This window comes from Pseudomonas frigoris (genome assembly GCF_047758635.1).
GTDB lineage: Bacteria > Pseudomonadota > Gammaproteobacteria > Pseudomonadales > Pseudomonadaceae > Aquipseudomonas > Aquipseudomonas frigoris.
Map to the genome: position 1 here is coordinate 1,200,670 of NZ_CP180479.1, position 24,232 is coordinate 1,224,901.

At 59.2% G+C, this 24,232-nt stretch carries 26 protein-coding genes; 16 read left to right on the plus strand and 10 right to left on the minus strand.

The window, feature by feature from the left end:
• Positions 1-138: 138 nt before the first annotated feature.
• From lptB to ACMXYH_RS05390, 5 genes are read right to left on the minus strand one after another with little or no spacing between them, the layout of a single operon-like run.
• Positions 139-864, minus strand: coding sequence for an LPS export ABC transporter ATP-binding protein (gene lptB / locus ACMXYH_RS05370; protein WP_033057997.1), 726 nt, complete (start codon positions 862-864; stop codon positions 139-141).
• Positions 864-1,412 (minus strand): lipopolysaccharide transport periplasmic protein LptA, encoded by a 549-nt coding sequence (gene lptA, locus ACMXYH_RS05375; RefSeq protein WP_415766522.1) that lies wholly within the window; start codon positions 1,410-1,412, stop codon positions 864-866. The genes lptB and lptA overlap by 1 nt, the downstream gene beginning before the upstream one ends.
• Positions 1,399-1,971: an LPS export ABC transporter periplasmic protein LptC gene (lptC, locus tag ACMXYH_RS05380; protein WP_129438478.1), complete on the minus strand. Its 573-nt coding sequence runs from the start codon at positions 1,969-1,971 to the stop codon at positions 1,399-1,401. The genes lptA and lptC overlap by 14 nt, the downstream gene beginning before the upstream one ends.
• Positions 1,972-1,978: 7 nt before the next feature.
• Complete coding sequence (locus tag ACMXYH_RS05385; protein ID WP_134422004.1) at positions 1,979-2,503, minus strand: KdsC family phosphatase; 525 nt, start codon at positions 2,501-2,503, stop codon at positions 1,979-1,981.
• On the minus strand, positions 2,503-3,477 hold the full coding sequence (locus ACMXYH_RS05390) for a KpsF/GutQ family sugar-phosphate isomerase (protein WP_129438476.1): 975 nt from the start codon (positions 3,475-3,477) through the stop codon (positions 2,503-2,505). The genes ACMXYH_RS05385 and ACMXYH_RS05390 overlap by 1 nt, the downstream gene beginning before the upstream one ends.
• Positions 3,478-3,753: 276 nt before the next feature.
• Between ACMXYH_RS05390 and ACMXYH_RS05395 the strand changes: the two genes are divergently transcribed.
• From ACMXYH_RS05395 to hisC, 10 genes are all read left to right on the plus strand, one after another.
• The gene (locus ACMXYH_RS05395; RefSeq protein ID WP_129438474.1) at positions 3,754-4,563 is read left to right on the plus strand and encodes an ATP-binding cassette domain-containing protein; all 810 of its coding nucleotides are present in this window, start codon (positions 3,754-3,756) and stop codon (positions 4,561-4,563) included.
• Complete coding sequence (gene mlaE, locus ACMXYH_RS05400) at positions 4,563-5,360, plus strand: lipid asymmetry maintenance ABC transporter permease subunit MlaE (RefSeq protein WP_008150745.1); 798 nt, start codon at positions 4,563-4,565, stop codon at positions 5,358-5,360. Before ACMXYH_RS05395 ends, mlaE begins: the two co-directional genes overlap by 1 nt.
• On the plus strand, positions 5,360-5,827 hold the full coding sequence (gene mlaD, locus ACMXYH_RS05405; protein ID WP_046045861.1) for an outer membrane lipid asymmetry maintenance protein MlaD: 468 nt from the start codon (positions 5,360-5,362) through the stop codon (positions 5,825-5,827). The genes mlaE and mlaD overlap by 1 nt, the downstream gene beginning before the upstream one ends.
• Before the next feature lie 11 nt (positions 5,828-5,838).
• A complete protein-coding gene (locus tag ACMXYH_RS05410; RefSeq protein WP_415766523.1) occupies positions 5,839-6,495 on the plus strand; it encodes an MlaC/ttg2D family ABC transporter substrate-binding protein in 657 nt (218 codons plus the stop codon).
• The gene (locus tag ACMXYH_RS05415; protein WP_134422002.1) at positions 6,492-6,797 is read left to right on the plus strand and encodes an STAS domain-containing protein; all 306 of its coding nucleotides are present in this window, start codon (positions 6,492-6,494) and stop codon (positions 6,795-6,797) included. The genes ACMXYH_RS05410 and ACMXYH_RS05415 overlap by 4 nt, the downstream gene beginning before the upstream one ends.
• 113 nt (positions 6,798-6,910) lie before the next feature.
• On the plus strand, positions 6,911-7,150 hold the full coding sequence (locus ACMXYH_RS05420; RefSeq protein WP_007912386.1) for a BolA family protein: 240 nt from the start codon (positions 6,911-6,913) through the stop codon (positions 7,148-7,150).
• Positions 7,151-7,172: 22 nt separating this feature from the next.
• Positions 7,173-8,438: a UDP-N-acetylglucosamine 1-carboxyvinyltransferase gene (gene murA, locus ACMXYH_RS05425; protein WP_046045865.1), complete on the plus strand. Its 1,266-nt coding sequence runs from the start codon at positions 7,173-7,175 to the stop codon at positions 8,436-8,438.
• 143 nt (positions 8,439-8,581) lie between these two features.
• Positions 8,582-9,217 (plus strand): ATP phosphoribosyltransferase, encoded by a 636-nt coding sequence (gene hisG, locus ACMXYH_RS05430; RefSeq protein ID WP_007901570.1) that lies wholly within the window; start codon positions 8,582-8,584, stop codon positions 9,215-9,217.
• Between the two features lie 126 nt (positions 9,218-9,343).
• Positions 9,344-10,681, plus strand: coding sequence for a histidinol dehydrogenase (hisD, locus tag ACMXYH_RS05435; protein ID WP_415766524.1), 1,338 nt, complete (start codon positions 9,344-9,346; stop codon positions 10,679-10,681).
• 2 nt (positions 10,682-10,683) lie between these two features.
• Complete coding sequence (gene hisC / locus ACMXYH_RS05440) at positions 10,684-11,736, plus strand: histidinol-phosphate transaminase (protein ID WP_415766525.1); 1,053 nt, start codon at positions 10,684-10,686, stop codon at positions 11,734-11,736.
• Positions 11,737-11,859: 123 nt separating this feature from the next.
• Here the strand turns inward: hisC and algW are convergent, their stop codons facing one another.
• Positions 11,860-13,020 carry a Do family serine endopeptidase AlgW gene (gene algW / locus ACMXYH_RS05445; RefSeq protein WP_129438464.1) on the minus strand — a complete coding sequence of 387 codons (1,161 nt, stop codon included), beginning with the start codon at positions 13,018-13,020 and terminating at the stop codon, positions 11,860-11,862.
• Positions 13,021-13,122: 102 nt separating this feature from the next.
• On the opposite strand from algW, the gene ACMXYH_RS05450 reads away from it, so the two are divergent.
• From ACMXYH_RS05450 to cysN, 3 genes are all read left to right on the plus strand, one after another.
• The gene (locus tag ACMXYH_RS05450) at positions 13,123-13,881 is read left to right on the plus strand and encodes a Nif3-like dinuclear metal center hexameric protein (RefSeq protein WP_134421999.1); all 759 of its coding nucleotides are present in this window, start codon (positions 13,123-13,125) and stop codon (positions 13,879-13,881) included.
• A 246-nt stretch (positions 13,882-14,127) separates the two neighbouring features.
• Positions 14,128-15,045, plus strand: a complete 918-nt coding sequence (gene cysD / locus ACMXYH_RS05455; RefSeq protein ID WP_131061189.1) for a sulfate adenylyltransferase subunit CysD — start codon at positions 14,128-14,130, stop codon at positions 15,043-15,045.
• A 9-nt stretch (positions 15,046-15,054) separates the two neighbouring features.
• Positions 15,055-16,953 carry a sulfate adenylyltransferase subunit CysN gene (cysN, locus tag ACMXYH_RS05460; protein ID WP_415766527.1) on the plus strand — a complete coding sequence of 633 codons (1,899 nt, stop codon included), beginning with the start codon at positions 15,055-15,057 and terminating at the stop codon, positions 16,951-16,953.
• Positions 16,954-17,138: 185 nt separating this feature from the next.
• On the opposite strand, the gene ACMXYH_RS05465 is transcribed toward cysN, so the two are convergent.
• Genes ACMXYH_RS05465 through ACMXYH_RS05475 form a run of 3 tightly spaced genes read right to left on the minus strand, consistent with a single transcriptional unit; the run spans position 17,139 to position 20,543 of the window.
• On the minus strand, positions 17,139-18,044 hold the full coding sequence (locus tag ACMXYH_RS05465) for an acyltransferase (RefSeq protein ID WP_415766528.1): 906 nt from the start codon (positions 18,042-18,044) through the stop codon (positions 17,139-17,141).
• On the minus strand, positions 18,045-20,144 hold the full coding sequence (gene pta, locus ACMXYH_RS05470; RefSeq protein ID WP_415766529.1) for a phosphate acetyltransferase: 2,100 nt from the start codon (positions 20,142-20,144) through the stop codon (positions 18,045-18,047).
• Positions 20,145-20,204: 60 nt separating this feature from the next.
• Positions 20,205-20,543, minus strand: a complete 339-nt coding sequence (locus tag ACMXYH_RS05475; protein WP_056742973.1) for a DUF3565 domain-containing protein — start codon at positions 20,541-20,543, stop codon at positions 20,205-20,207.
• On the opposite strand from ACMXYH_RS05475, the gene ACMXYH_RS05480 reads away from it, so the two are divergent.
• From ACMXYH_RS05480 to ACMXYH_RS05490, 3 genes are all read left to right on the plus strand, one after another.
• The gene (locus ACMXYH_RS05480) at positions 20,512-20,997 is read left to right on the plus strand and encodes an FKBP-type peptidyl-prolyl cis-trans isomerase (RefSeq protein WP_008150718.1); all 486 of its coding nucleotides are present in this window, start codon (positions 20,512-20,514) and stop codon (positions 20,995-20,997) included. The genes ACMXYH_RS05475 and ACMXYH_RS05480 overlap by 32 nt on opposite strands.
• A 124-nt stretch (positions 20,998-21,121) precedes the next feature.
• Positions 21,122-21,604 (plus strand): glutathione peroxidase, encoded by a 483-nt coding sequence (locus ACMXYH_RS05485; RefSeq protein ID WP_134421995.1) that lies wholly within the window; start codon positions 21,122-21,124, stop codon positions 21,602-21,604.
• Positions 21,605-21,790: 186 nt separating this feature from the next.
• Positions 21,791-22,894, plus strand: coding sequence for an NADH:flavin oxidoreductase (locus ACMXYH_RS05490; RefSeq protein ID WP_415766530.1), 1,104 nt, complete (start codon positions 21,791-21,793; stop codon positions 22,892-22,894).
• Between the two features lie 127 nt (positions 22,895-23,021).
• Here the strand turns inward: ACMXYH_RS05490 and ACMXYH_RS05495 are convergent, their stop codons facing one another.
• Complete coding sequence (locus tag ACMXYH_RS05495) at positions 23,022-24,221, minus strand: glycosyltransferase family 4 protein (protein WP_415766531.1); 1,200 nt, start codon at positions 24,219-24,221, stop codon at positions 23,022-23,024.
• Positions 24,222-24,232 lie beyond the last annotated feature (11 nt).

The window sequence follows — 24,232 nt, forward strand, 5'->3', positions numbered from 1 at the left end:
TACAGGGCGCCGGAGCGCCAAACATAAGCAAATTATATGCCCGAAACTGCAGCGTTTGCCTAGAGCGCTGTAACAATAAAAAAATGTTGATTTTTTATCGAGGCAAGCGCCCGAGCAACCAGCCAGACACCTCAGTGCTTACAGGCGGAATTCATGGCCCAGATACACTTCCTTGACCAGGTCGTTGGCCAGGATGGTGGCAGAGTCACCTTCGGCGATCAGCTGGCCATCGTTGACGATGTAGGCGGTTTCGCAGATATCCAGGGTTTCACGGACGTTGTGGTCAGTGATCAGCACGCCAATGCCCTTGGCCTTGAGGTGATAGATGATCTGTTTGATGTCGCCCACCGAAATCGGGTCCACGCCGGCGAATGGTTCGTCGAGCAGGATGAATTTCGGGTTGGTGGCCAGTGCCCGGGCGATTTCCACACGGCGGCGTTCACCACCGGACAGGCTCATGCCGAGGTTGTCGCGAATGTGGCTGATGTGGAATTCCTGCAGCAGGCTTTCCAGCTCTTTGCGACGACCGGCCTTGTCGAGTTCCTTGCGGGTCTCGAGAATCGCCATGATGTTGTCGGCTACCGAGAGTTTGCGGAAGATCGATGCTTCTTGCGGAAGATAGCCGATACCGGCCTTCGCACGACCGTGCATAGGCTGGTGGCTGACATCCATGTCGTCAATCAATACGCGACCCTGATCGGCCTGTACCAGACCGACAATCATGTAAAAGCAGGTGGTCTTGCCGGCGCCGTTGGGACCCAGCAGGCCGACGATCTGACCGCTGTCGATCGACAGGCTGACATCGCGCACGACCTGGCGGCTCTTGTAGCTCTTGGCCAGATGCTGAGCTTTCAGAGTTGCCATTACTGGGCCTTTTGCTCGTCGGTTTTCTTCTTCGGCTGGATCACCATGTCAATGCGCGGACGCGACTCGGTGACCTTGTTGCCCGTCGCGCGACCGGCGCTCGCAAGCTTTTTGACCGTGTCGTAGACGATTTTCTCGCCTTGGGTGACGTTGTTGTCCTTGTCGATGACTTTGGCACGATCGATCAGTACGACCCGGTTTTGCGAGGCGTGGTACTGAATAGTCACTCCCCAGCCCTGAACAGGCTTGGTGTCGCCCTGGGTTTGCATTTGCTCGAAATAGGCGAGGTTGCCCACCGAAGTCACCACGTCGATGTCGCCGGTCGGGGTGCGGGTGATGGTCACAGTATTGCCTTTAACGATCATCGAGCCCTGAGTGATGATCACGTCACCTTTATAGGTGGCAATGCCATTCTTGTCGTCCAGCTGGGCGTCGTCGGCCTGGATGCGGATAGGCTGCGCTTGATCGGTCTGCAGAGCCCAGGCGCTCACGCTTCCCAGTGCTGCGCTCAGACCGAGCAAAATAGGGAGGGTTTTAACGAGCCTCATACTGTCCTCTTACGTTCGATAGCAGGTGTATCCTGCTTTCTTTCAAATACGCTTTCATTCCCTTGCCAGTCGACACACCACCAGCGCCGTCGATTCTAACGGGTTGCTCGGTCTGCGCATATTGCTGCTGCGGGAACACTGTCATGCGGGTGCTGGTAATCAGGGTCTTGCGGTTTTTCTCGTCGAAGCGCGTGATGCGCACCGAGTCAATCAGTTCGACCTGAGTGCCGTCGGGATTCACTTCGCCGTGCTCGCTCTGGATATGCCACGGAAACTCGGTGCCGCGGAACATGTTCAGGTCGGGATTGGTCAACAGCGTCACTTCGGTGGCTTTCAGGTGTTCAACCTTGTCGGACGTCATTTCGTATTGCAGTTTGCCGTCCGGCAGGTATTGCACGCTGTGGGCGTTGATCGCGTAATAGTCGATCGCAGTTTCATCGATCTTTGCCACCGGCTGATCGAGGAAGCGTTCCGGGCTGATGTTCCAGTAGCCGACCGCCGCGAATATCGCTGCGATGCAACCGAACACCAGGAATTTGCGAAACTTTTTGCTCAGCATAGTTGGCTCACAGGTACGCGGCGTTTGCCGCATCAAGGCGGCCCTGCGCGCGCAGGATCAATTCGCAGAATTCGCGAGCGGCACCCTCGCCACCGCGGGCCTGGGTGATGCCGTGGGCGTGTTCACGGACGAAACTGGCAGCGTTTGCCACCGCCATGCCCAGGCCGACGCGGCGAATCACCGGCAGGTCTGGCAGGTCGTCGCCGAGATAGGCAACTTGCTCATGGCTTAGGTTGAGTTGGGCGAGAAGCTCGTCGAGCACCACCAGTTTGTCTTCGCGCCCCTGGTACACGTGTGGAATACCGAGGTTCTTCGCTCGTCGCTCGACCACCGGGGTCTTGCGGCCGCTGATGATAGCGGTCTGCACACCGGCTGCCATCAACATCTTGATGCCTTGGCCGTCGAGGGTGTTGAACGTCTTGAATTCGCTGCCGTCTTCGAGGAAGTACAGGCGTCCATCGGTCAGTACGCCATCGACGTCAAAAACCGCCAGCTTGATATTCTTGCCGCGTTGCAGCAGGTCGGTGCTCATCACATTACTCCTGCACGCAGCAGATCGGACAGGTTGAAGGCGCCGATCGGACGGTCCTCCTTGTCCACCACTACCAGCGCATTGATTCGATGGTCTTCCATGATTTTCAGGGCCTCGGCTGCCAGCATATCGGGACGGGCGGTCTTGCCGTGAACGGTCATGACCTCGTCAATGGTCGTATGGTGGATGTCGATGGTCCGGTCAAGGGTTCGGCGCAAGTCGCCGTCGGTGAAGATCCCGGCCAGTTTGCCGTCGGCCTCCACAATCGCGGTCATGCCCAGGCCCTTGCGGGTCATTTCCATCAAGGCGTCCTTGAGTAGCGTGCCACGTTGTACCTGGGGCAGTTCTGCTCCGGCGTGCATGACGGTTTCCACTTTCAGCAGCAGGCGTCGGCCAAGCGCGCCGCCGGGGTGGGAAAAGGCGAAATCTTCAGCGGTAAAACCGCGGGCTTCCAGCAGCGCAACGGCCAGGGCGTCGCCCATGACCAGCGCGGCAGTGGTCGACGAGGTCGGTGCCAGGTTGAGCGGACAGGCTTCGTGCTCGACGTGCACGTTGAGGTTGACCTCGGCAGCCTTCGCCAGCGGTGAGTCAGGGTTGCCGGTCATGCTGATCAATTGAATGCCCAGGCGTTTGATCAGCGGCAGCAGGGTGACGATTTCATTGGTGGAGCCGGAGTTTGACAGCGCCAGGATGATGTCGTCGCGGGTGATCATGCCCATATCACCGTGGCTGGCTTCGGCCGGGTGCACGAAAAAGGCCGTGGTGCCGGTACTGGCCAGGGTGGCGGCGATCTTGTTGCCGATGTGCCCCGATTTGCCCATGCCGACCACGACCACGCGCCCTTTGCTGGCCAGAATCATCTCGCAAGCGCGTACGAAATCTGCGTCGATACGGGGCAACAAGCCTTGTACGGCTTCCAGTTCGAGGCGGATGGTGCGTTGGGCAGATTGAATCAGGTCGCTGGATTGGCTCATGTCAGAAATCGTATAGCCTGATGAAAAGGCGGCGATTATAACGGTAATGATCGAAACCCTCACGCAAGTTCGTCACGCTTTGTCATTCCCGGTTACCCAATACCCTTAAATGTAAGCTTTTACCCCGTCATGTTGCTGAACATGGCCCGGCTTGGGCCTTGGGCGCTTGGCCTTTGCAGTGATATAGTTCGCCGCCAGTTCGGCCTGCCCGGGAGGGATGTGCTTTCGTCAGAGAGTCAGGCGTCCGAGTGAGAGGCTGCATCGCAAGGAGTTTAGATGAGTGCCGATAAAGCCTACGCGGTCGAGCTGAAGGGACTGTCCTTCAAGCGCGGAACGCGCAGCATTTTCAATAACGTCGATATACGTATCCCGCGCGGCAAGGTCACCGGCATCATGGGGCCTTCCGGGTGCGGCAAGACTACGCTGTTGCGGCTGATGGGCGCACAGTTGCGGCCCACCAAAGGCGAAGTCTGGGTCAATGGACAGAACCTGCCGAAACTGTCGCGCAGTGATCTGTTCGATGCGCGAAAGCACATGGGCGTGCTGTTTCAGAGTGGTGCACTGTTCACCGATCTCGATGTGTTCGAGAACGTCGCCTTTCCGCTACGCGTCCATACCGAACTGCCGGAAGAAATGATCCGGGACATTGTCCTGCTCAAATTGCAGGCCGTGGGCTTGCGTGGCGCCATCGACCTGATGCCTGACGAGTTGTCCGGCGGCATGAAGCGTCGCGTCGCGCTGGCCCGGGCGATTGCCCTCGATCCGCAGATCCTCATGTATGACGAGCCCTTTGTCGGCCAGGACCCCATCGCCATGGGCGTACTGGTGCGCCTGATCCGCCTGCTCAACGATGCGCTGGGCATCACCAGTATCGTGGTCTCCCACGACCTGGCCGAGACCGCGAGCATCGCCGATTACATCTATGTCGTCGGCGAAGGCCAGGTGTTGGGGCAGGGCACTCCCGAGGAGCTGATGAACTCGCAGGAGCCACGCATCCGTCAATTCATGACAGGCGAGCCCGACGGTCCGGTCGCCTATCACTTTCCAGCGACGGATTACCGCGCAGATCTTCTGGGGAAGCGTTGATGCGCAAGATTTCACTAATAGAACGGGTTCGCCGGTTCGGCCACTCTGGCATTGACGTGCTGGGGGTGTTCGGCCGTTCCGCGATATTCCTGTTCCATGCCTTGCTTGGCCGGGGCGGCATTGGCGGCGGTTTTGGCTTGCTGATCAAGCAACTGCATTCGGTGGGCGTGATGTCCCTGGTGATCATCGTGGTCTCCGGGGTATTCATCGGCATGGTGCTGGCGCTGCAAGGCTTCAATATTCTATCCAGCTATGGTTCGGAGCAGGCGGTCGGCCAGATGGTTGCGCTGACGCTGTTGCGCGAACTGGGGCCCGTGGTCACGGCATTGTTGTTCGCCGGGCGCGCTGGTTCGGCATTGACTGCCGAAATCGGCAACATGAAGTCCACCGAGCAGTTGTCCAGTCTGGAAATGATTGGTGTCGACCCGCTCAAGTACATCATTGCCCCGCGCCTGTGGGCCGGCTTCATTTCCCTGCCTGTGCTGGCGATGATCTTCAGCGTGGTGGGAATCTGGGGTGGTTCGTGGGTGGCCGTCGACTGGCTGGGTGTCTATGAAGGTTCCTACTGGTCCAACATGCAGAACAGCGTGACCTTTGCAGACGATGTGCTCAACGGCATCATCAAAAGCATCGTTTTCGCCTTTGTCGTGACCTGGATCGCCGTATTCCAAGGCTATGACTGCGAGCCCACTTCCGAGGGGATCAGTCGTGCCACTACCAAGACCGTGGTGTATGCCTCTTTGGCTGTACTCGGCCTGGACTTTATTCTGACCGCCTTGATGTTTGGAGATTTCTGATGCAAAACCGCACCCTGGAAATCGGTGTCGGCCTTTTCTTGCTGGCTGGCATCCTGGCTTTGCTGTTGCTGGCGTTGCGGGTGAGTGGCCTGTCCCCGAGCGCAACCACCGACACTTATAAACTTTATGCGTATTTCGACAATATCGCCGGTTTGACTGTCAGAGCTAAAGTGACCATGGCCGGTGTGACCATCGGCAAGGTCACTGCGATCGATCTGGACCGCGACAGTTTCACCGGTCGAGTGACCATGCAGCTGGAAAAACGCGTAGATAACCTGCCGACTGACTCCACTGCATCTATCCTGACCGCTGGACTGTTGGGCGAGAAGTACATCGGTCTCAGCGTGGGCGGCGAAGAAGGCTTGCTCAAGGATGGTGGAACCATCCACGACACCCAGTCGTCGCTGGTACTCGAAGACCTGATCGGTAAGTTTCTGCTCAATACCGTTAGTAAAGACGCCAAATGAGGAGCTTTTGAATGATCTCTACCTTGCGACGTGGCCTGTTGGTATTACTCGCGGCCCTGCCGTTGATGGCTAACGCCGTGGCGGCGCCTTCCGCGCACGAACTGGTACAGGACACCACCAATCGGTTACTTGCCGATCTGGCGACCAATAAAGAGAAGTACAAGCAGGATCCGAAAGACTTTTATGCCGCGCTGGACACCATCGTCGGACCTGTTGTGGATGCCGAGGGCATTTCCAAGAGCATCATGACGGTCAAATACTCGCGCAAAGCCACGCCTGCGCAAATGAAGACCTTTGAAGAAAACTTCAAAAAGGGTCTGTTCCAGTTCTATGGCAACGCTTTGCTCGAATACAACAATCAGGGGATCGTCGTCGACCCTGCCAAGGATGAGTCGGGAGATCGTACAAGCGTTGCCATGACGGTCAAAGGCAGCAACGGCGCGATCTATCCTGTGTCTTACACACTCGAAAAGATCAGTGGCGAGTGGAAACTGCGCAACGTGATCATCAACGGCATTAACATTGGCAAGCTGTTCCGTGATCAGTTCGCTGATGCGATGCAGCGCAATGGCAATGACCTGGACAAGACCATCAATGGTTGGGCCGGGGAAGTCGCCAAAGCCAAGGAAGCCAGTCAGAAGCAAACAACCGAGACGCAAGCTCAATGAGTGTGTCGGCCATTCGCATGAGCGAATCCGGCGAGCTGACGCTTAGCGGCATGCTGGATTACCGCACCGGCCCCGGCTTGCGCAAGCAGGGGCAGGCGCTGATTAAATCCAGCAAGGCCGCTGCACTGGTGGTCGATTGCTCGGCTGTGTTGAAGTCCAGCAGTGTCGGCTTGTCGTTGCTGCTGTGTTTCATGCGTGATGCCGAGGCGGCCGGGAAGGCGCTGAGCATCCGCAAGATGCCAGAAGACATGCGCGAAATCGCTCAGGTCAGCGAATTGACCGAGTTGTTGGCGCATCCCTAACCGCATCTATAAAGAAGCCCCCCGTCAGAGTCCTGCTTCGCGGGGTTCGCAGGCGCGGGGCTTTTTTGTATGATGTCCGACCCGCGCGCACAGGGCGCCGATTGAGGTTGAGCATGCAGGCCGTAGAAGTGAAGAGCTTCCTTGAAGGAAAGCTGCCAGGAACCCTAGTAGAAGTCGAGGGCGAAGGCTGCAACTTTCAGCTGAACGTGATTAGCGATGAACTGGCGGCGTTGAGCCCGGTGAAGCGTCAGCAGCAGATCTATGCCCATTTGAACCCATGGATCACCGATGGCAGCATCCATGCGGTCACTATGAAATTTTTCAGCAGCGCGGCCTGGGCCGAGCGCACCTGAGCCCAAGGGCGTCGAGATTCTTATGGATAAATTGATAATTACCGGTGGCGTTCGTCTTGATGGCGAAATCCGCATCTCCGGGGCAAAGAACTCTGCCCTGCCGATCCTGGCTGCAACCTTGCTGTGCGATGGCCCGGTGACCGTGGCCAACCTGCCGCACCTGCACGACATCACCACCATGATCGAGCTGTTCGGTCGTATGGGCATCGAGCCGGTGATCGACGAGAAACTCAGCGTCGAAATCGACCCGCGCACCATCAAGACCCTGATCGCTCCGTACGAACTGGTTAAAACCATGCGTGCGTCGATCCTGGTGCTGGGCCCGATGGTTGCCCGTTTCGGTGAAGCCGAAGTCGCACTGCCTGGCGGTTGCGCCATTGGTTCGCGTCCGGTTGACCTGCACATCCGTGGCCTCGAAGCCATGGGCGCGGTCATCGACGTCGAAGGCGGCTACATCAAGGCCAAGGCGCCTGAAGGTGGCCTGCGCGGTGCGCACTTCTTCTTCGACACCGTCAGTGTGACCGGTACCGAAAACATCATGATGGCGGCCGCTCTGGCCAAGGGCCGCAGCGTACTGGCAAACGCCGCTCGCGAGCCTGAAGTCATCGACCTGGCGAATTTCCTGATCGCCATGGGCGCCAAGATCACTGGCGCCGGCACTGACACCATCACCATCGATGGCGTCGAGCGTCTGCACCCGACCACTTACAAAGTGATGCCTGACCGTATCGAAACCGGCACTTACCTGGTCGCAGCTGCTGTGACCGGCGGTCGTGTGAAGGTCAAGGACACCGATCCGACCATCCTCGAAGCCGTTCTTGAGAAACTCAAGGAATCGGGTGCCGAAATCACCTGCGGCGAAGACTGGATCGAGCTGAACATGCACGGCAAGCGGCCAAAAGCCGTTAACGTGCGCACCGCTCCGTACCCGGCATTCCCGACCGACATGCAAGCGCAGTTCATCTCCCTCAACGCCATTGCCGAAGGCACCGGTGCCGTGATCGAGACGATCTTCGAAAACCGCTTCATGCACGTTTACGAACTGCACCGCATGGGCGCCAAGATCCAGGTCGAAGGCAACACTGCCATCGTCACGGGTACCGAAAAGCTCAAGGGCGCGCCAGTCATGGCCACCGACCTGCGTGCTTCGGCCAGCCTGGTGATCTCGGCGTTGATCGCTGAAGGTGACACCCTGATCGACCGCATCTACCACATCGACCGTGGTTACGAGTGCATCGAAGAGAAACTGCAGATGCTCGGCGCCAAGATCCGCCGCGTACCGGGCTAGTTTCTGCTGCATGGGCGCAGGGACGTGCCCGTTGGTTTCGTTTCAAGTCGAGGGTGTCTTTTCATTATTGAGAAAGCCCTCGAAGTGTGTCCGGCGCCATTTGCGACCGGGCATCAGTAGCCTGATAAGGACTGACGTTTCCCATGTTGACCATCGCACTGTCCAAGGGCCGCATCCTTGACGACACCCTGCCGCTTCTGGCCGAAGCGGGCATCGTGCCGACCGAGAATCCGGACAAGAGCCGCAAGCTGATCATCCCCACGACTCAGGCCGATGTGCGTCTGCTGATCGTGCGCGCCACCGATGTGCCGACTTACGTCGAACATGGTGCCGCTGACCTGGGCGTCGCCGGTAAAGATGTGCTGATGGAATACGGCGGCCAGGGTTTGTACGAGCCATTGGACCTGAGAATTGCCCTCTGCAAGCTGATGACCGCCGGCCGTGTCGGCGATGTCGAGCCCAAGGGCCGCCTGCGTGTGGCGACCAAATTCGTCAACGTTGCCAAGCGCTACTACGCCGAACAGGGCCGTCAGGTCGACATCATCAAGCTCTATGGCTCAATGGAACTGGCGCCGCTGATCGGTCTGGCAGACAAGATCATCGACGTGGTCGACACCGGCAACACCCTGCGCGCCAATGGTCTGGAACCCCAGGATTTCATTGCCGACATCAGCTCCCGGCTGATCGTGAACAAAGCGTCGATGAAAATGCAGCACGCCCGTATCCAGGCGTTGATCGACACCCTGCGCAAGGCAGTGGAGTCTCGACACCGCGGCTGATTCACCTGCGCGACGTTAAGTCGCGCCCGTCTATCCGCCTCATAGCCAGAATTCTCAGGTGCCCAAGCGGAAACGACTGCTAAGTTAGGGCACCTGAGTTTTTGCCATTCCTATGAGGCTCTCGCTATGACCGCACCGACTGCAATTCGCCGACTCAACGCTGCTGACCCGGATTTCGCACATCATCTGGATCATCTGCTGAGCTGGGAAAGTGTGTCTGACGACTCGGTCAATCAGCGGGTGCTGGACATCATCAAGGCTGTACGTGAGCGTGGCGATGCGGCGCTGGTGGAATTCACCCAGAAGTTCGACGGCCTGCAGGTCGCGTCCATGGCGGACCTGATCCTGCCTCGCGAACGCCTGGAACTGGCCCTGACCCGAATCACCGTGCCGCAGCGTGAAGCGCTGGAAAAAGCCGCGTCCCGAGTACGCAGCTACCACGAGAAACAGAAACAGGATTCCTGGAGCTACACCGAAGCCGACGGCACCGTGCTGGGCCAGAAGGTCACGCCGCTGGATCGCGCCGGCCTGTATGTACCGGGCGGCAAGGCGTCTTATCCGTCCTCGGTACTGATGAACGCGATTCCGGCCAAGGTGGCTGGCGTGACCGAAGTGGTCATGGTGGTGCCGACGCCTCGTGGCGAAATCAACGAGCTGGTGCTGGCCGCAGCCTGCATCGCTGGCGTCGACCGCGTGTTCACCATCGGCGGCGCTCAAGCGGTCGCCGCGCTGGCTTACGGCACCGAAAGCGTGCCGAAGGTCGACAAAGTGGTCGGCCCGGGCAACATCTACGTCGCCACCGCCAAGCGCCACGTATTCGGCCAGGTCGGCATCGACATGATCGCCGGCCCATCCGAAATCCTCGTGGTATGCGACGGCCAGACTGATCCGGACTGGATCGCCATGGACCTGTTCTCCCAAGCCGAGCACGACGAAGACGCCCAGGCGATTCTGGTCAGCCCGGACGCCGAGTTCCTCGACAAGGTCGCCGCCAGCATCGCCAAACTGCTGCCGACCATGGAGCGCGCCGAGATCATCGAAACGTCGATCAATGGCCGTGGCGCGCTGATCAAGGTCCGCGACATGGACCAAGCCATCGAAGTGGCCAACCGCATTGCACCGGAACACCTTGAGTTGTCCGTTGCTGATCCGCAGGCCTGGCTGCCGAAGATTCGCCACGCTGGCGCGATCTTCATGGGCCGTCACACCTCCGAAGCCTTGGGCGACTACTGCGCCGGTCCGAACCACGTGTTGCCAACCTCCGGCACCGCGCGTTTCTCCTCGCCGCTGGGTGTGTACGACTTCCAGAAGCGTTCGTCGATCATCTTCTGCTCCGAGCAGGGTGCGTCGGAACTGGGCAAAACCGCTTCCGTGCTGGCCCGTGGCGAGTCGCTGACCGCCCACGCGCGGAGCGCCGAATACCGCATCCTTGACGAAGACTCTTCACAAGGGCAGGGGAACTGAACATGAGTAAATTCTGGAGCCCGTTCGTCAAGAATCTGGTGCCTTATGTGCCGGGCGAGCAGCCGAAACTGGCGAAGCTGGTGAAGCTCAACACCAACGAAAATCCGTACGGTCCATCGCCAAAAGCCTTGGCGGCGATGCAGGCCGAACTGAATGACAACCTGCGTCTGTACCCGGACCCGAACAGCGACCTGCTCAAGCAAGCGGTCGCCAAGTACTACGGCGTGCAGAGCAATCAGGTGTTTCTCGGCAATGGTTCCGATGAAGTCCTGGCGCACATCTTTCACGGTTTGCTGCAACACGATCAGCCGCTGCTGTTCCCGGACATCAGCTATAGCTTCTATCCGGTTTACTGCGGGTTGTACGGCATCGCCTTCGACGCGGTGCCGCTGGACGAGCAGTTCCAGATCAACCCGGCGGACTACGCCAAGCCGAACGGCGGGATCATCTTCCCTAACCCGAACGCACCGACTGGCTGTCTGTTGGCGCTGGATGCTGTAGAGCAAATTCTCAAGGCCAGCCCGGATTCAGTGGTCGTGGTGGATGAGGCTTACATCGATTTCGGCGGTGAGACGGCGATCAGCCTGGTGGATCGTTATCCGAACCTGCTGGTGACCCAGACCCTGTCCAAGTCCCGTTCGCTGGCCGGCCTGCGAGTGGGGCTGGCGGTGGGGCATCCGGACCTGATCGAGGCGCTGGAGCGGATCAAGAACAGCTTCAACTCCTATCCGCTGGATCGTCTGGCGATTGTGGGAGCTGCGGCGGCGTTCGAGGATCGTGAGCACTTCGACAAGACGTGCCGGTTGGTGATTGAGAGTCGCGATAAGGTGGTTGCGCAGCTGGAGTCGAAGGGCTTTGAAGTGCTGCCGTCGGCGGCGAACTTCATTTTCGCCCGTCATCCGAAACACGATGCGGCGGGGCTGGCGGCGAAGTTGCGTGAGCAAGGCGTGATCGTTCGGCACTTCAAACAGGAGCGGATTGCCCAGTTCCTGCGGATCTCGATTGGCACGCCGGAGCAGAATCAGGCGTTGATCGACGGCTTGGGCACTCTCTAAAGCATCCCCCGATCCTGTGGGAGCGAGCTTGCTCGCGATGGCGATCTTACATTCAACATAGATACTGAATGTTATGGCCTCATCGCGAGCAAGCTCGCTCCCACAGGGTTTTGTGTTGGCTGCTTACTCTTCTTCTTTCTCTTTGACCGGCGCAGGCGGCGGGCGCAAACCGATCTCGGCGGTGAGCTTGAGCTCTTTGCCGTTGCGCATCACCTGGATCGTGACCTTGTCGGTCGGTTTGATCCGCGCGACCTGGTTCATCGAACGACGACCATCGCCGGCCGGTTCGCCATCGATGCTGAGAATCACGTCACCCAGTTGCAGGCCGGCCTTCTGCGCCGGACCGTCACGGAAAATCCCCGCGACCACAATGCCCGGGCGCCCCGACAGGCCAAACGATTCCGCCAGTTCCTGGCTCAACGGCTGCACTTCGATACCGAGCCAGCCGCGAATCACCTGGCCGTGCTCGATAATCGACTTCATCACTTCCATGGCCAGTTTCACCGGGATTGCGAAACCGATGCCCTGCGAACCGCCGGACTTGGAGAAGATCGCCGTGTTGATGCCGGTCAGGTTGCCGTTGGCATCCACCAGCGCACCGCCGGAGTTGCCGGGGTTGATCGCAGCATCGGTCTGAATGAAGTCTTCGTAGTTGTTCAGGCCCAGCTGATTGCGCCCGGTGGCACTGATGATGCCCATGGTCACGGTCTGGCCGACACCGAACGGGTTGCCGATAGCGAGGGCTACGTCGCCGATTCGGATGTTGTCGGAACGCCCGACAGTGATCGATGGAAGATTCTTCAAGTCGATCTTCAGGACCGCGAGGTCGGTTTCCGGGTCGCTGCCGATCACTCGGGCCAGGGTTTCACGACCGTCCTTGAGCGCCACCACGATCTGGTCGGCACCGGTGGTCACGTGGTTGTTAGTCAGCAGGTAACCTTCCGGGCTCATGATCACGCCGGAGCCGAGGCTCGACTCCATGCGCTTCTGTTTGGGCGAGTTGTCGCCGAAGAAGCGGCGGAACTGCGGATCCTCGAACAGCGGATGGTTCGGTTTGTTGATGACTTTGGTGGTGTACAGGTTGACCACCGACGGCGCGGCCGTGGTTACCGCGTCGGCATAGGACACCGGACCCTGTTGCATGGTGGTGGTTTGCGGGGCTTGCTGCATGTTGACGTCGAGGCTCGGGAGCCCGACCCACTGCGGGTAACGCTGGATGATTAACAGAGCGATAAGCACGCCGGCCAACAGCGGCCAGCCGGAAAAACGCAGCGCCTTGAGCATTAAGCACGTCCTGAGAGGTTGCAGGCGGTATGAGACCGCCCATAATGTCGCGCATTATACGAGGCGAAGCGTGCCTCTGAACGGGATATTTAGGAGTCTTTTATGGCCGTCGCCCTGAGCACCCTGGTCGAAGAAGCCGACCGTTACCTTAACAGTGCAAAGATTGCCGATTACTGCCCCAACGGGTTGCAGGTCGAAGGCCGGCCGCAGGTCATGCGCATCGTCAGTGGCGTCACCGCCAGCCAGGCGTTGCTCGACGCCGCAGTGGAAGCCAGCGCCGACCTGGTGCTGGTGCATCACGGCTACTTCTGGAAGGGCGAGAATCCGTGCATCACCGGCATGAAGCAGCGTCGGTTGAAAACCCTGCTCAAGCACGATATCAGTCTATTGTCCTACCATCTGCCGCTGGATCTGCACCCGGAAGTCGGCAATAACGTTCAACTGGCACGTCAGCTCGATATCACTGTGGAAGGCCCATTGGATCCGGACAATCTCAAAGTTGTCGGCCTGGTCGGTTCATTGAGCGAGCCGGTGACGGCCCGCGATTTTGCCCGTCGCGTACAAGAAGTCATGGGTCGCGAGCCGTTGCTGATCGAAGGCAGCGAGATGATTCGCCGCGTTGGCTGGTGCACCGGTGGCGGTCAGGGTTACATCGATCAGGCCGTGCTGGCTGGCGTCGACTTGTACCTCAGCGGTGAGGCGTCCGAGCAGACCTTTCACAGCGCCCGGGAAAACGACATCAGCTTCATCGCCGCCGGCCACCATGCCACCGAGCGCTATGGCGTGCAGGCCCTGGGCGATTATCTGGCGCGGCGTTTTGCCCTTGAGCACATCTTCATCGATTGCCCGAACCCCATCTGATTTCCTGAACTAATGCATTCCCCTGTGTAGGAGCTGCCGAAGGCTGCGATCTTTTGATCTTGAAAATCAAAGTCAAAAGATCGCAGCCTTCGGCAGCTCCTACAGAGACCGTAGCCCAAACGAGGGGGTATATTCATATACCCTTTCGATCTAGCTCACGTCCTGATTAGAAGAGGTCGCTGTGCTAGGATTCCCCGCTCGAACACGGCCCGCTGGCCGTCCATAAGATCGTTTTCGTGAGTAGCCATGGTCGACAAACTGACGCATCTGAAACAGCTGGAGGCCGAAAGCATCCACATCATCCGCGAGGTCGCCGCCGAGTTCGATAACCCGGTGATGCTGTACTCCGTCGGTAAAGACTCCGCCGTGATGCTGCACCTTGCGCGCAAGGCATTCTTCCCCGGCAAACTGCCGTTCCCGGTGATGCACGTCGACACCCGGTGGAAGTTCAAGGAAATGTACGCGTTCCGCGATCGCATGGTCGAAGAACTCGGCCTGGACCTGATCGTGCACGTGAACCCCGATGGCGTCGCGCAGGGCATCAACCCGCTGACCCACGGTAGCGCCAAGCACACTGACATCATGAAAACCGAAGGCCTCAAGCAGGCCCTCGACAAGTACGGTTTCGATGCCGCTTTCGGTGGTGCCCGTCGTGACGAAGAGAAATCCCGTGCCAAAGAGCGCGTGTATTCCTTCCGCGATACCAAACACCGCTGGGACCCGAAGAACCAGCGTCCCGAGTTGTGGAACGTCTACAACGGCAAGGTCAACAAGGGCGAATCGATCCGTGTTTTCCCGTTGTCGAACTGGACCGAACTGGACATCTGGCAGTACATCTACCTCGAAGGCATCCCGATTGTGCCGCTGTATTTCGCTGCCGAGCGCGACGTTATCGAGATGAATGGCACCTGGATCATGATCGACGACGAACGCCTGCTCAATCACCTGAGTGATGAAGACAAGGCACGCATCGTCAAGAAGAAGGTCCGTTTCCGTACGCTTGGCGACTACCCGCTGACCGGTGCGGTCGAGTCCGAGGCCACCAGCCTGACCGACATCATTCAGGAAATGCTCCTGACGCGAACTTCCGAACGCCAGGGCCGGGTCATCGATCACGATGGCGCAGGCTCGATGGAAGAAAAGAAACGTCAGGGTTATTTCTAAGGGGTTGTCATGTCGCACGCATCTGATTTGATCAGCGAGGACATCCTCGCCTACCTGGGCCAGCACGAACGCAAGGAAATGCTGCGCTTTCTGACCTGTGGCAATGTCGACGATGGCAAGAGCACCCTGATCGGGCGCCTGCTGCACGACTCCAAAATGATCTACGAAGATCACCTGGAAGCCATTACCCGCGACTCGAAAAAAGTCGGCACCACCGGCGATGACATCGACCTGGCATTGCTGGTCGACGGCCTGCAGGCCGAGCGTGAGCAGGGCATCACCATCGATGTCGCTTACCGTTATTTCTCCACCGCCAAACGCAAATTCATCATTGCCGATACCCCCGGCCATGAGCAGTACACCCGCAACATGGCCACCGGTGCGTCCACCTGTGACCTGGCGATCATCCTGATCGACGCCCGTTACGGCGTGCAGACCCAGACCCGTCGCCACAGCTTCATCGCCTCGTTGCTGGGCATCAAACACATCGTGGTGGCCGTCAACAAGATGGACATCAATGGTTTTGACCAAAGCGTGTTCGAGTCGATCAAGGCCGATTACCTGAAGTTCGCCGAAGGCATCGCGTTCAAGCCGACCACCATGGCCTTCGTGCCGATGTCGGCGTTGAAAGGCGACAACGTGGTGAACAAGTCCGAGCGCTCGCCGTGGTACACCGGCCAGTCGCTGATGGAAATTCTCGAGACCGTCGAGATCGCCAATGATCGCAACTACACCGACCTGCGTTTCCCAGTGCAGTACGTCAACCGTCCGAACCTGAACTTCCGTGGTTTCGCCGGCACCCTGGCCAGCGGCGTCGTGCACAAGGGCGACGAAGTCGTTGTGCTGCCGTCGGGCAAGAGCAGCCGCGTGAAATCCATTGTCACCTTCGAAGGTGAACTGGAGCACGCCGGTCCGGGTCAGGCGGTGACGCTGACCATGGAAGACGAGATCGACATCTCCCGCGGCGACTTGCTGGTGCACGCCGACAACCTGCCGCAAGTGACTGACGCCTTCGACGCCATGCTGGTGTGGATGGCCGAAGAACCGATGCTGCCGGGCAAGAAATACGACATCAAACGCGCCACGTCTTATGTGCCGGGTTCGATTACCAGCATCGTCAACCGCGTTGATGTGAACACTCTGGAAGAAGGGCCGGCCAGCTCGTTGCAGCTGAACGAGATCGGTCGGGTCAAGGTCAGCCTCGACGCCGCCATCGCACTGGACGGTTACGCGAGCAACCGCACCACCGGTTCGTTCATCGTCATCGATCGTTTGACCAACGGCACCGTTGCCGCCGGCATGATCATCGCTCAGCCGTTGAGCCATGGCAGCAGCACTCACCACGGCAAGCTTGCCCATGTAGCCACCGAAGAACGCGTGCAGCGCTTCGGCCAGCAACCGGCCACCGTGTTGTTCAGCGGCTTGTCGGGCGCCGGCAAAAGCACCCTGGCCTACGCGGTTGAACGCAAGCTGTTCGACATGGGCCGTGCGGTGTTTGTACTCGATGGTCAGAACCTGCGTCACGACCTGAACAAAGGTCTGCCACAGGATCGCGCCGGGCGTACCGAGAACTGGCGTCGTGCGGCGCACGTTGCGCGTCAGTTCAACGAAGCCGGTCTGCTGACGCTGGCTGCATTCGTTGCGCCAAGTGCTGAAGGTCGTGAGCAGGCCAGGGAACTGATCGGCAAGGAACGTCTGCTGACGGTCTACGTCCAGGCCTCGCCGACGGTCTGTGCCGAGCGTGACCCACAAGGCCTGTACGCGGCGGCCGGGGATAACATCCCGGGCGATTCCTTCCCGTATGACGTGCCGCTGGACGCCGACCTTGTGGTCGACACCCAGTCGCTGTCGCTGGAAGAAAGCGTCAAGCAAGTGCTGGATCTGCTGCGCAAGCGTGGCGCGATCTAAGCGTTAGCCATTAATAAAAAACCCGCCGATGAGTGATCATCGGCGGGTTTTTTTGTGTCCCTGAAATCGTCTTCGCGAGCAAGCCCGCTCCCACAGTGGATCTTCATGAGACACAAATTTTTTGTACGACAAAAATCCACTGTGGGAGCGGGCTTGCTCGCGAAGAGGCCGGTATAGACGCCGGACTACTTCGCTGGATACTCGCGGTGCATCTGGTCCAGCAACGCATCCTTGTCATCCCACAACTGGTTGATCCAGCCCTGAAACTGCAATCGATACTCGCCGTCCTGGTCATAGTTCTTGCCGATGAACTGCGGCGGAATCTTCAGCTCCTGAAAGTGCACCACCACATCCTTCACATTCCCACAGAGCAGATCCCAGTAACCGGGACGGCCGGCCGGATAGTGAATGGTCACGTTGACGATGGCTTCCAATTGCTCACCCATGGCATCCAGCACAAACGCGATGCCGCCCGCCTTCGGTTTGAGCAAGTGGCGGAACGGCGATTTCTGCTGGGCATGCTTGCCTTCGGTGAAACGCGTGCCTTCGACGAAGTTGAAAATTCCCACCGGGTTATGGCGGAACTTGTCGCAGGTCTTGCGGGTGGTTTCCAGGTCTTTGCCTTTCTTCTCCGGGTGCTTCTCCAGGTAGGCCTTGGAGTAGCGCTTCATGAACGGAAAGCCGAGCGCCCACCACGCCAGACCAATCACCGGCACCCAGATCAGTTCCTGTTTGAGGAAGAACTTCAGCGGGCGAATCTTCCGGTTCAGCACGTACTGCAACACCATGATGTCGACCCAGCTCTGGTGGTTGCTGGTGATCAAATACGAGTGCTGATAGTCCAGGCCTTCCAGGCCGCTGAGTTTCCAGCGTGTGTGTCCGAGCAAGTCCATCCACGCTTTGTTGTTGCTGATCCAGGCTTCGTGGATGTGGCTCATCAGCCAATCGGTAAAACGCTGGGCGGCGGGGAAGGGCAGCAGCAGTTTGAAAATCGCCACGATGAACAGCGGTGTGCAGCAGGCAATCGTGTTCAGTGCCAACAGCAGCGAGGCAATGACGCCTCGCAGCGGTGCAGGTAGGGAATCCAGCATTTAAAGATCCAAAGGTCGGTTGGCAGCTTGAATCGCGGTCAACGCGATGGTGTAGACGATGTCGTCGACTTGCGCGCCGCGCGGCAGGTCGTTCACCGGTTTGCGCAGGCCTTGCAGCATCGGCCCGAGGCTGACGCAGTCGGCGCTGCGCTGCACGGCTTTGTGGGTGGTGTTGCCGGTGTTCAGGTCGGGGAACACGAACACTGTGGCGCGACCGGCCACTTGGCTGTTCGGCGCCAGTTGCCGGGCAACGGTTTCGTTGGCGGCGGCGTCGTATTGCAATGGGCCGTCGATCAGTAGCGAGTTTTGTTGCTCGTGGGCGAGCAATGTCGCTTCGCGAACCTTTTCGACTTCTTCGCCGCTGGCCGATTCACCGCTGGAGTAGCTGATCATCGCCACGCGCGGGGTGATGCCGAAGGCGGCTGCCGAGTCGGCGCTTTGCAGCGCGATCTCGGCCAGTTCGCTGGCGCTCGGGTGCGGGTTCATCACACAGTCGCCGTAAACCAGCACTTCCTCGGGGAAGAGCATGAAGAACACTGACGACACCAGCGTGCAGCCCGGCGCGGTCTTGATCAGTTGCAGGGCCGGGCGGATGGTGTTGGCGGTGGAGTGAATGACCCCCGACACGAGGCCGTCGACTTCATCCAGCGCCAGCATCATGGTGCCGATCACCACGGTGTCTTCCAGTTGCTGCTCGGCCATCGGTGCGTTGAGGCTTTTGGTTTTGCGCAGGGCGACCATCGGCTCGACGTAGCGCTCGCGAATCAGGTCCGGGTCGAGGATTTCCAAGCCCGGCGGCAGCTCGATGCCTTGGGCGCGAGCGACGGCTTCGACGTCCGCCGGTTTCGCCAGTAGCAAGCAACGGGCAATGCCGCGCGCCTGACAGATCGCTGCGGCTTGCACCGTCAGCGGCTCGCTGCCTTCGGGCAGGACGATGCGTTTGTTGGCAGCCTGGGCGCGCTGGATCAATTGATAACGGAACACGGCGGGCGACAGACGCATTTCCCGTGGAGTGCCGCAGCGTTGGTGCAGCCACTTGGCGTCGAGGTGGCTGGCGACGAAGTCGGTGATGATCTCCGCGCGCTCGCGGTCGTCGATCGGGATTTCCTTGTTCAAACCGTTCAACTGGTTGGCGGTGTCGTAGGAACCGGTGCTCACCGACAACACCGGCAGGCCAGCCTGCAAGGCGCCACGACAGAGGTCCATGATGCGCGGGTCGGGCAAAGTGTCGCTGGTCAGCAACAGGCCGGCCAGCGGCACGCCATTCATGGCAGCGAGGCTGACGGCGAGGATGATGTCGTCGCGATCGCCGGGCGTCACCACCAACACGCCGGGCTTGAGCAGCTCCACGGTGTTGCGCATGGTACGGGCGCAGATGATGATTTTGGTCATGCGCCGGGTCTCGTAATCACCGGCATTGAGAATTTGCGCGCCCATCAGATCGGCGACGTCGCGAGTGCGCGGGGCGTTCAATTCCGGCTGGAACGGGATGCAACCCAGCAGACGGAAGTCGCCACTGCGCAGCAACGGTGAGTGTTCCTTCAAACGCGAAGCGAAAGCCTCCATGCTCTCCTCGGTTTTGACCTTGTTGAGGATCACGCCGAGGACTTTCGGGTCTTTCGGGCCGCCGAACAATTGGGCCTGCAATTCCACTCGGCCGGACAGTTCGGTCAGCACTTCGTTTTCCGGCGCCGAGACCAGGATCACTTCGGCGTCGAGGCTTTTCGCCAAGTGCAAATTGACCCGCGCGGCGTAGCTGGCGCTGCGGGTCGGAACCATGCCTTCTACGATCAGCACATCTTTGCCGACAGCCGCCTGCTGATAGAGGGTGATGATTTCTTCGAGCAACTCGTCCAGTTGACCGTCGCCGAGCATGCGCTCGACGTGCGCCAGACCGAGCGGCTGAGGCGGTTTCAAACCGTGAGTGCGCGCCACCAGTTCAGTGGACCGTTCAGGCCCGGTGTCACCCGGATGCGGCTGGGCAATCGGTTTGAAAAAGCCGACCTTGAGGCCGGCCCGCTCAAGAGTACGCACCAGCCCGAGGCTGATGGAGGTCAGACCCACACCAAAATCGGTGGGCGCGATAAAAAAAGTTTGCATGCGTATTCTCTGGAGGTGCATGGCAATGGTGACGACCTATGTCTGGCCGTTTACCGAAATTCAGTCGCCAAGGTTATCGCTAACCGAGCCTTGTGCGCACCAACCGCAATCAAAGGGCTGGCCTATTTTTTCAATACGTTGCGCGGGGTCCAGGACCCAGGCGCGCGATTGCCACGGTGGCTGGTGGCGAAGGTGCTGGGTGTGACCGCAGGAAAGCTCGGCCACCCAGTGCCCGTCCTCATCCTGATGGAAGCCTGTGACCGTTGAGCCTTTCGCCGCCACCCGTCTGTCCGGGTTGTGTTCGCTTTCGGGCGATTGCTTCGCTAAACTTGGCCATTCTTCATTCTTATGCAAAAGGTCTCGCCCCATGCTGATCGCCGCCAATAAGGCTGTCTCCATCGACTATACCCTGACCAACGACGCTGGTGAGGTCATCGACAGCTCCGCCGGCGGCGCGCCGCTGGTCTACCTGCAAGGCGCAGGTAACATCATTCCGGGCCTGGAAAAGGCTTTGGAAGGCAAAACAGTCGGTGACGAACTGACTGTCGCCGTAGAACCTGAAGATGCCTACGGCGAATACGCTGCCGAACTGGTCAGCACCTTGAGCCGCAGCATGTTCGAAGGCGTCGACGAGCTGGAAGTGGGTATGCAGTTCCACGCATCCGCTCCGGACGGCCAGATGCAGATCGTCACCATTCGCGATCTGGACGGCGACGATGTCACCGTCGACGGCAACCACCCGTTGGCTGGTCAGCGCCTGAATTTCCAGGTCAAGATCATCGACATCCGTGATGCCAGCCAGGAAGAAATCGCTCATGGTCACGTCCATGGCGAAGGTGGCCATCACCACTGATTTTCTGCGCTAAGCTTTCGAGAACTGGAGAGGCGCCCGAGGGGCGCCTTTTTAGTCCGCGGCTGTCCCTGGTGACACCGCCAAGTGGCTGTTTCGAGAAGAACACGGGAATTTGGAGTTCGTCATGAGTGCTTTTCACGACCTTAAATTGACAGCCCTGGATGGTCAGGAGCTACCGCTGGCGCCTTTCAAGGGGCGTGTCGTGCTGGTGGTCAACGTTGCCTCCAAATGCGGCTTGACCCCACAGTACGCGGCGCTGGAAAACCTTTACCAGCAATACAAGGACAAAGGTTTCAGCGTACTCGGCCTGCCGTGCAACCAGTTTGCCGGGCAGGAACCGGGTACCGAGCAAGAGATTCAGGAGTTTTGCAGCCTCAACTACGGCGTGAGTTTTCCGTTGTCCAGCAAGCTGGAAGTCAACGGTCATGATCGTCATCAGCTGTACCGTCTGCTGGCGGGCGAGGGTGCTGAATTCCCGGGTGACATTACCTGGAACTTCGAAAAATTCCTGCTGGGCAAGGATGGTCGCGTGCTGGCGCGGTTCTCGCCGCGCACGGCGCCGGATGATCCGTCTGTCGTTCATGCGATCGAAAAAGCCCTGAGCTAAAGAGAAAGATCAAAAGATCGCAGCCTTCGGCATCTCCTACAGGGGAATGAGTACACCCGTAGGAGCTGCCGAAGGCTGCGATCTTTTCGTTTCTAACCCTTAATCACTTAAATCAATAGTGCTGTTCAATGCTTGGCACTCTCCATATTATCGCCGTCATAAAGTCTATGTCCCGTGGAGCGTCCCATGCCCGTCAAAGCCCTGTTCAAACCGTTCCACCTCGGCACTCTCGAACTGCCGACCCGCGTCGTCATGGCGCCGATGACCCGCTCGTTTTCGCCGGGTGGCGTTCCCAATTCCAAAGTGATCGAGTACTACCGTCGTCGCGCCGCTGCAGGCGTTGGCTTGATCATCACCGAAGGCACCACCGTCGGCCACAAGGCTTCCAACGGTTACCCGAATGTGCCGCATTTCTACGGCGAAGCGGCGCTGGCCGGCTGGAAGAAAGTGGTCGACGCGGTTCACGCTGAAGGCGGCAAGATCGTTCCTCAGCTGTGGCATGTCGGCAGCGTGCGCCGCATCGGCACCGAGCCGGACGCCAGCGTGCCGGGTTACGGTCCGTCGGAGAAATTGAAGGACGGTCAGGTCGTGGTTCACGGCATGACCCAGCAAGATATCCAGGACGTGATCGCCGCATTTGCCCAGGCCGCCCAAGATGCCCAGAGCATCGGCATGGACGGCGTGGAAATTCATGGTGCCCACGGCTACCTCGTGGACCAGTTCTTCTGGGAAGGCAGCAACCAGCGCACTGACGAATACGGCGGCAACCTGGCCAACCGTTCGCGTTTCGCCATTGAACTGATCCAGGCGGTGCGTGCAGCGGTCGGCGAAGGCTTCCCGATTATTTTCCGTTTCTCTCAATGGAAGCAGCAGGATTACACCGCGCGTCTGGTACAAACCCCGGAAGCACTGGGCGAGTTCCTCAAGCCGTTGTCCGACGCCGGCGTGGATATTTTCCACTGCTCGACGCGCCGTTTCTGGGAACCGGAGTTCGACGGTTCCGAGCTGAACCTGGCCGGCTGGACTCGCAAACTCACCGGTAAACCGACCATCACCGTGGGCAGCGTCGGCCTGGATGGCGAGTTCCTGCAGTTCATGGTCAACACCGACAAGATTGCGCAGCCGGCCAGCCTGGAAAAACTGCTGGAGCGTTTGAACAATGATGAGTTCGACCTGGTGGCGGTAGGTCGTGCGTTGCTGGTGGACCCGGACTGGGCGCAGAAAGTGCGTGACGGCCGTGAAGAAGACATCCTGCCGTTCAGTCGTGAGGCGTTGATGACCCTGGTTTAAGCGGCGCCTTGACTGACGCCTTCGCGAGCAAGCCCGCTCCCACAATTAACCGTATTCTGCATGTAGAAACTCGGTCGAATGTGGGAGCGGGCTTGCTCGCGAAGACTGACTCAATGTCACCGAGGATTCAGGGTAAGGTCGCTGCGCCAGGAACCACCTGCTCCACAACACAAGCCCCGCGCAACTGCCCTTCAAACTGTTCGATAATCGCTGCCCACCCTTGGCGACTCGCATGCTGACGCGCATTAAGCCGCACGCAGCGCAAGGTTTCGCGCTCTTCCAACAGCCAACACGCCGCATCGCAGAACGCCTCTTCGTCCCCCGGCATCGCGAGTACGCCGTTGTAGCTATGGCGGATGTGCTGAGCCGCTGCTGCCTGATCGTAGGCCACCACACCCAGTCCCGAGGCCAGCGCCTCAAGCACGACATTGCCGAAGGTTTCGGTCAGGCTTGGAAACAGAAACACATCTCCCGACGCATAGTGACTGGCCAAGGCTTCGCCGCGTTGTGAGCCACAGAAAATCGCCTCGGGCAGTTCTTTCTCAAATGCCGCTCGTTGCGGACCGTCGCCGATCACAATCAACTGAATGTTGCGCTGTGGATAAGTGGCTTTCAGTGCGTCGAAGCAGCGCTTGAGCAGGCCCAGATTTTTCTCCGGTGCCAGACGTCCTACGTGGATGACAGCGATGTCGTCGCTACCCAACCCCCAGCTCTCACGCAAGGCGTTAATCCGCTTGGTCGGGTGAAACAACTGGCTGTCGACCCCACGCGACAGCAACGCCAGGCGCTCGAAATGCCGGCGCTCCAGTTCCATTCTTTGGCTCACGCTCGGCACAAGGGTCAGCGTCGAACGATTATGAAACCAGCGCAGGTAGTGGGTCAGCAATCGCGTCAGCAGTCCAAGCCCATACTGACTGGAGTACTGCTGGAAATTAGTGTGAAAGCCGCTGACCACGGAAATCCCCAAGCGCCGTGCCGCGCGCAACGCGGACAATCCCAGCGGTCCTTCAGTGGCGATGTACAGCACGTCCGGGCGATGACGCTTCCAGCGCCGCAGCAACTTGTGCATCGACGACTGACCCCATTGCAAGCCGGGATAACCCGGCAGCGGCCAGCCCCGACATAGCAACAACGCATCGTCGCTGCCCAACTGCTGATCGCAACCCTGCCGCGGTCGCACCAATTCCACCTGATGCCCGCGCGCGCGCAAGCCGTCGCACAAGCGGCCGAGGGTATTGGCTACTCCGTTGATTTCGGGAGGGAAGGTTTCGGTGATCAGAGTGATATGCAGAGCTGTCGTCATGACCTCAGTGTCGGCTGAGGTCATGTCGCCGTTGT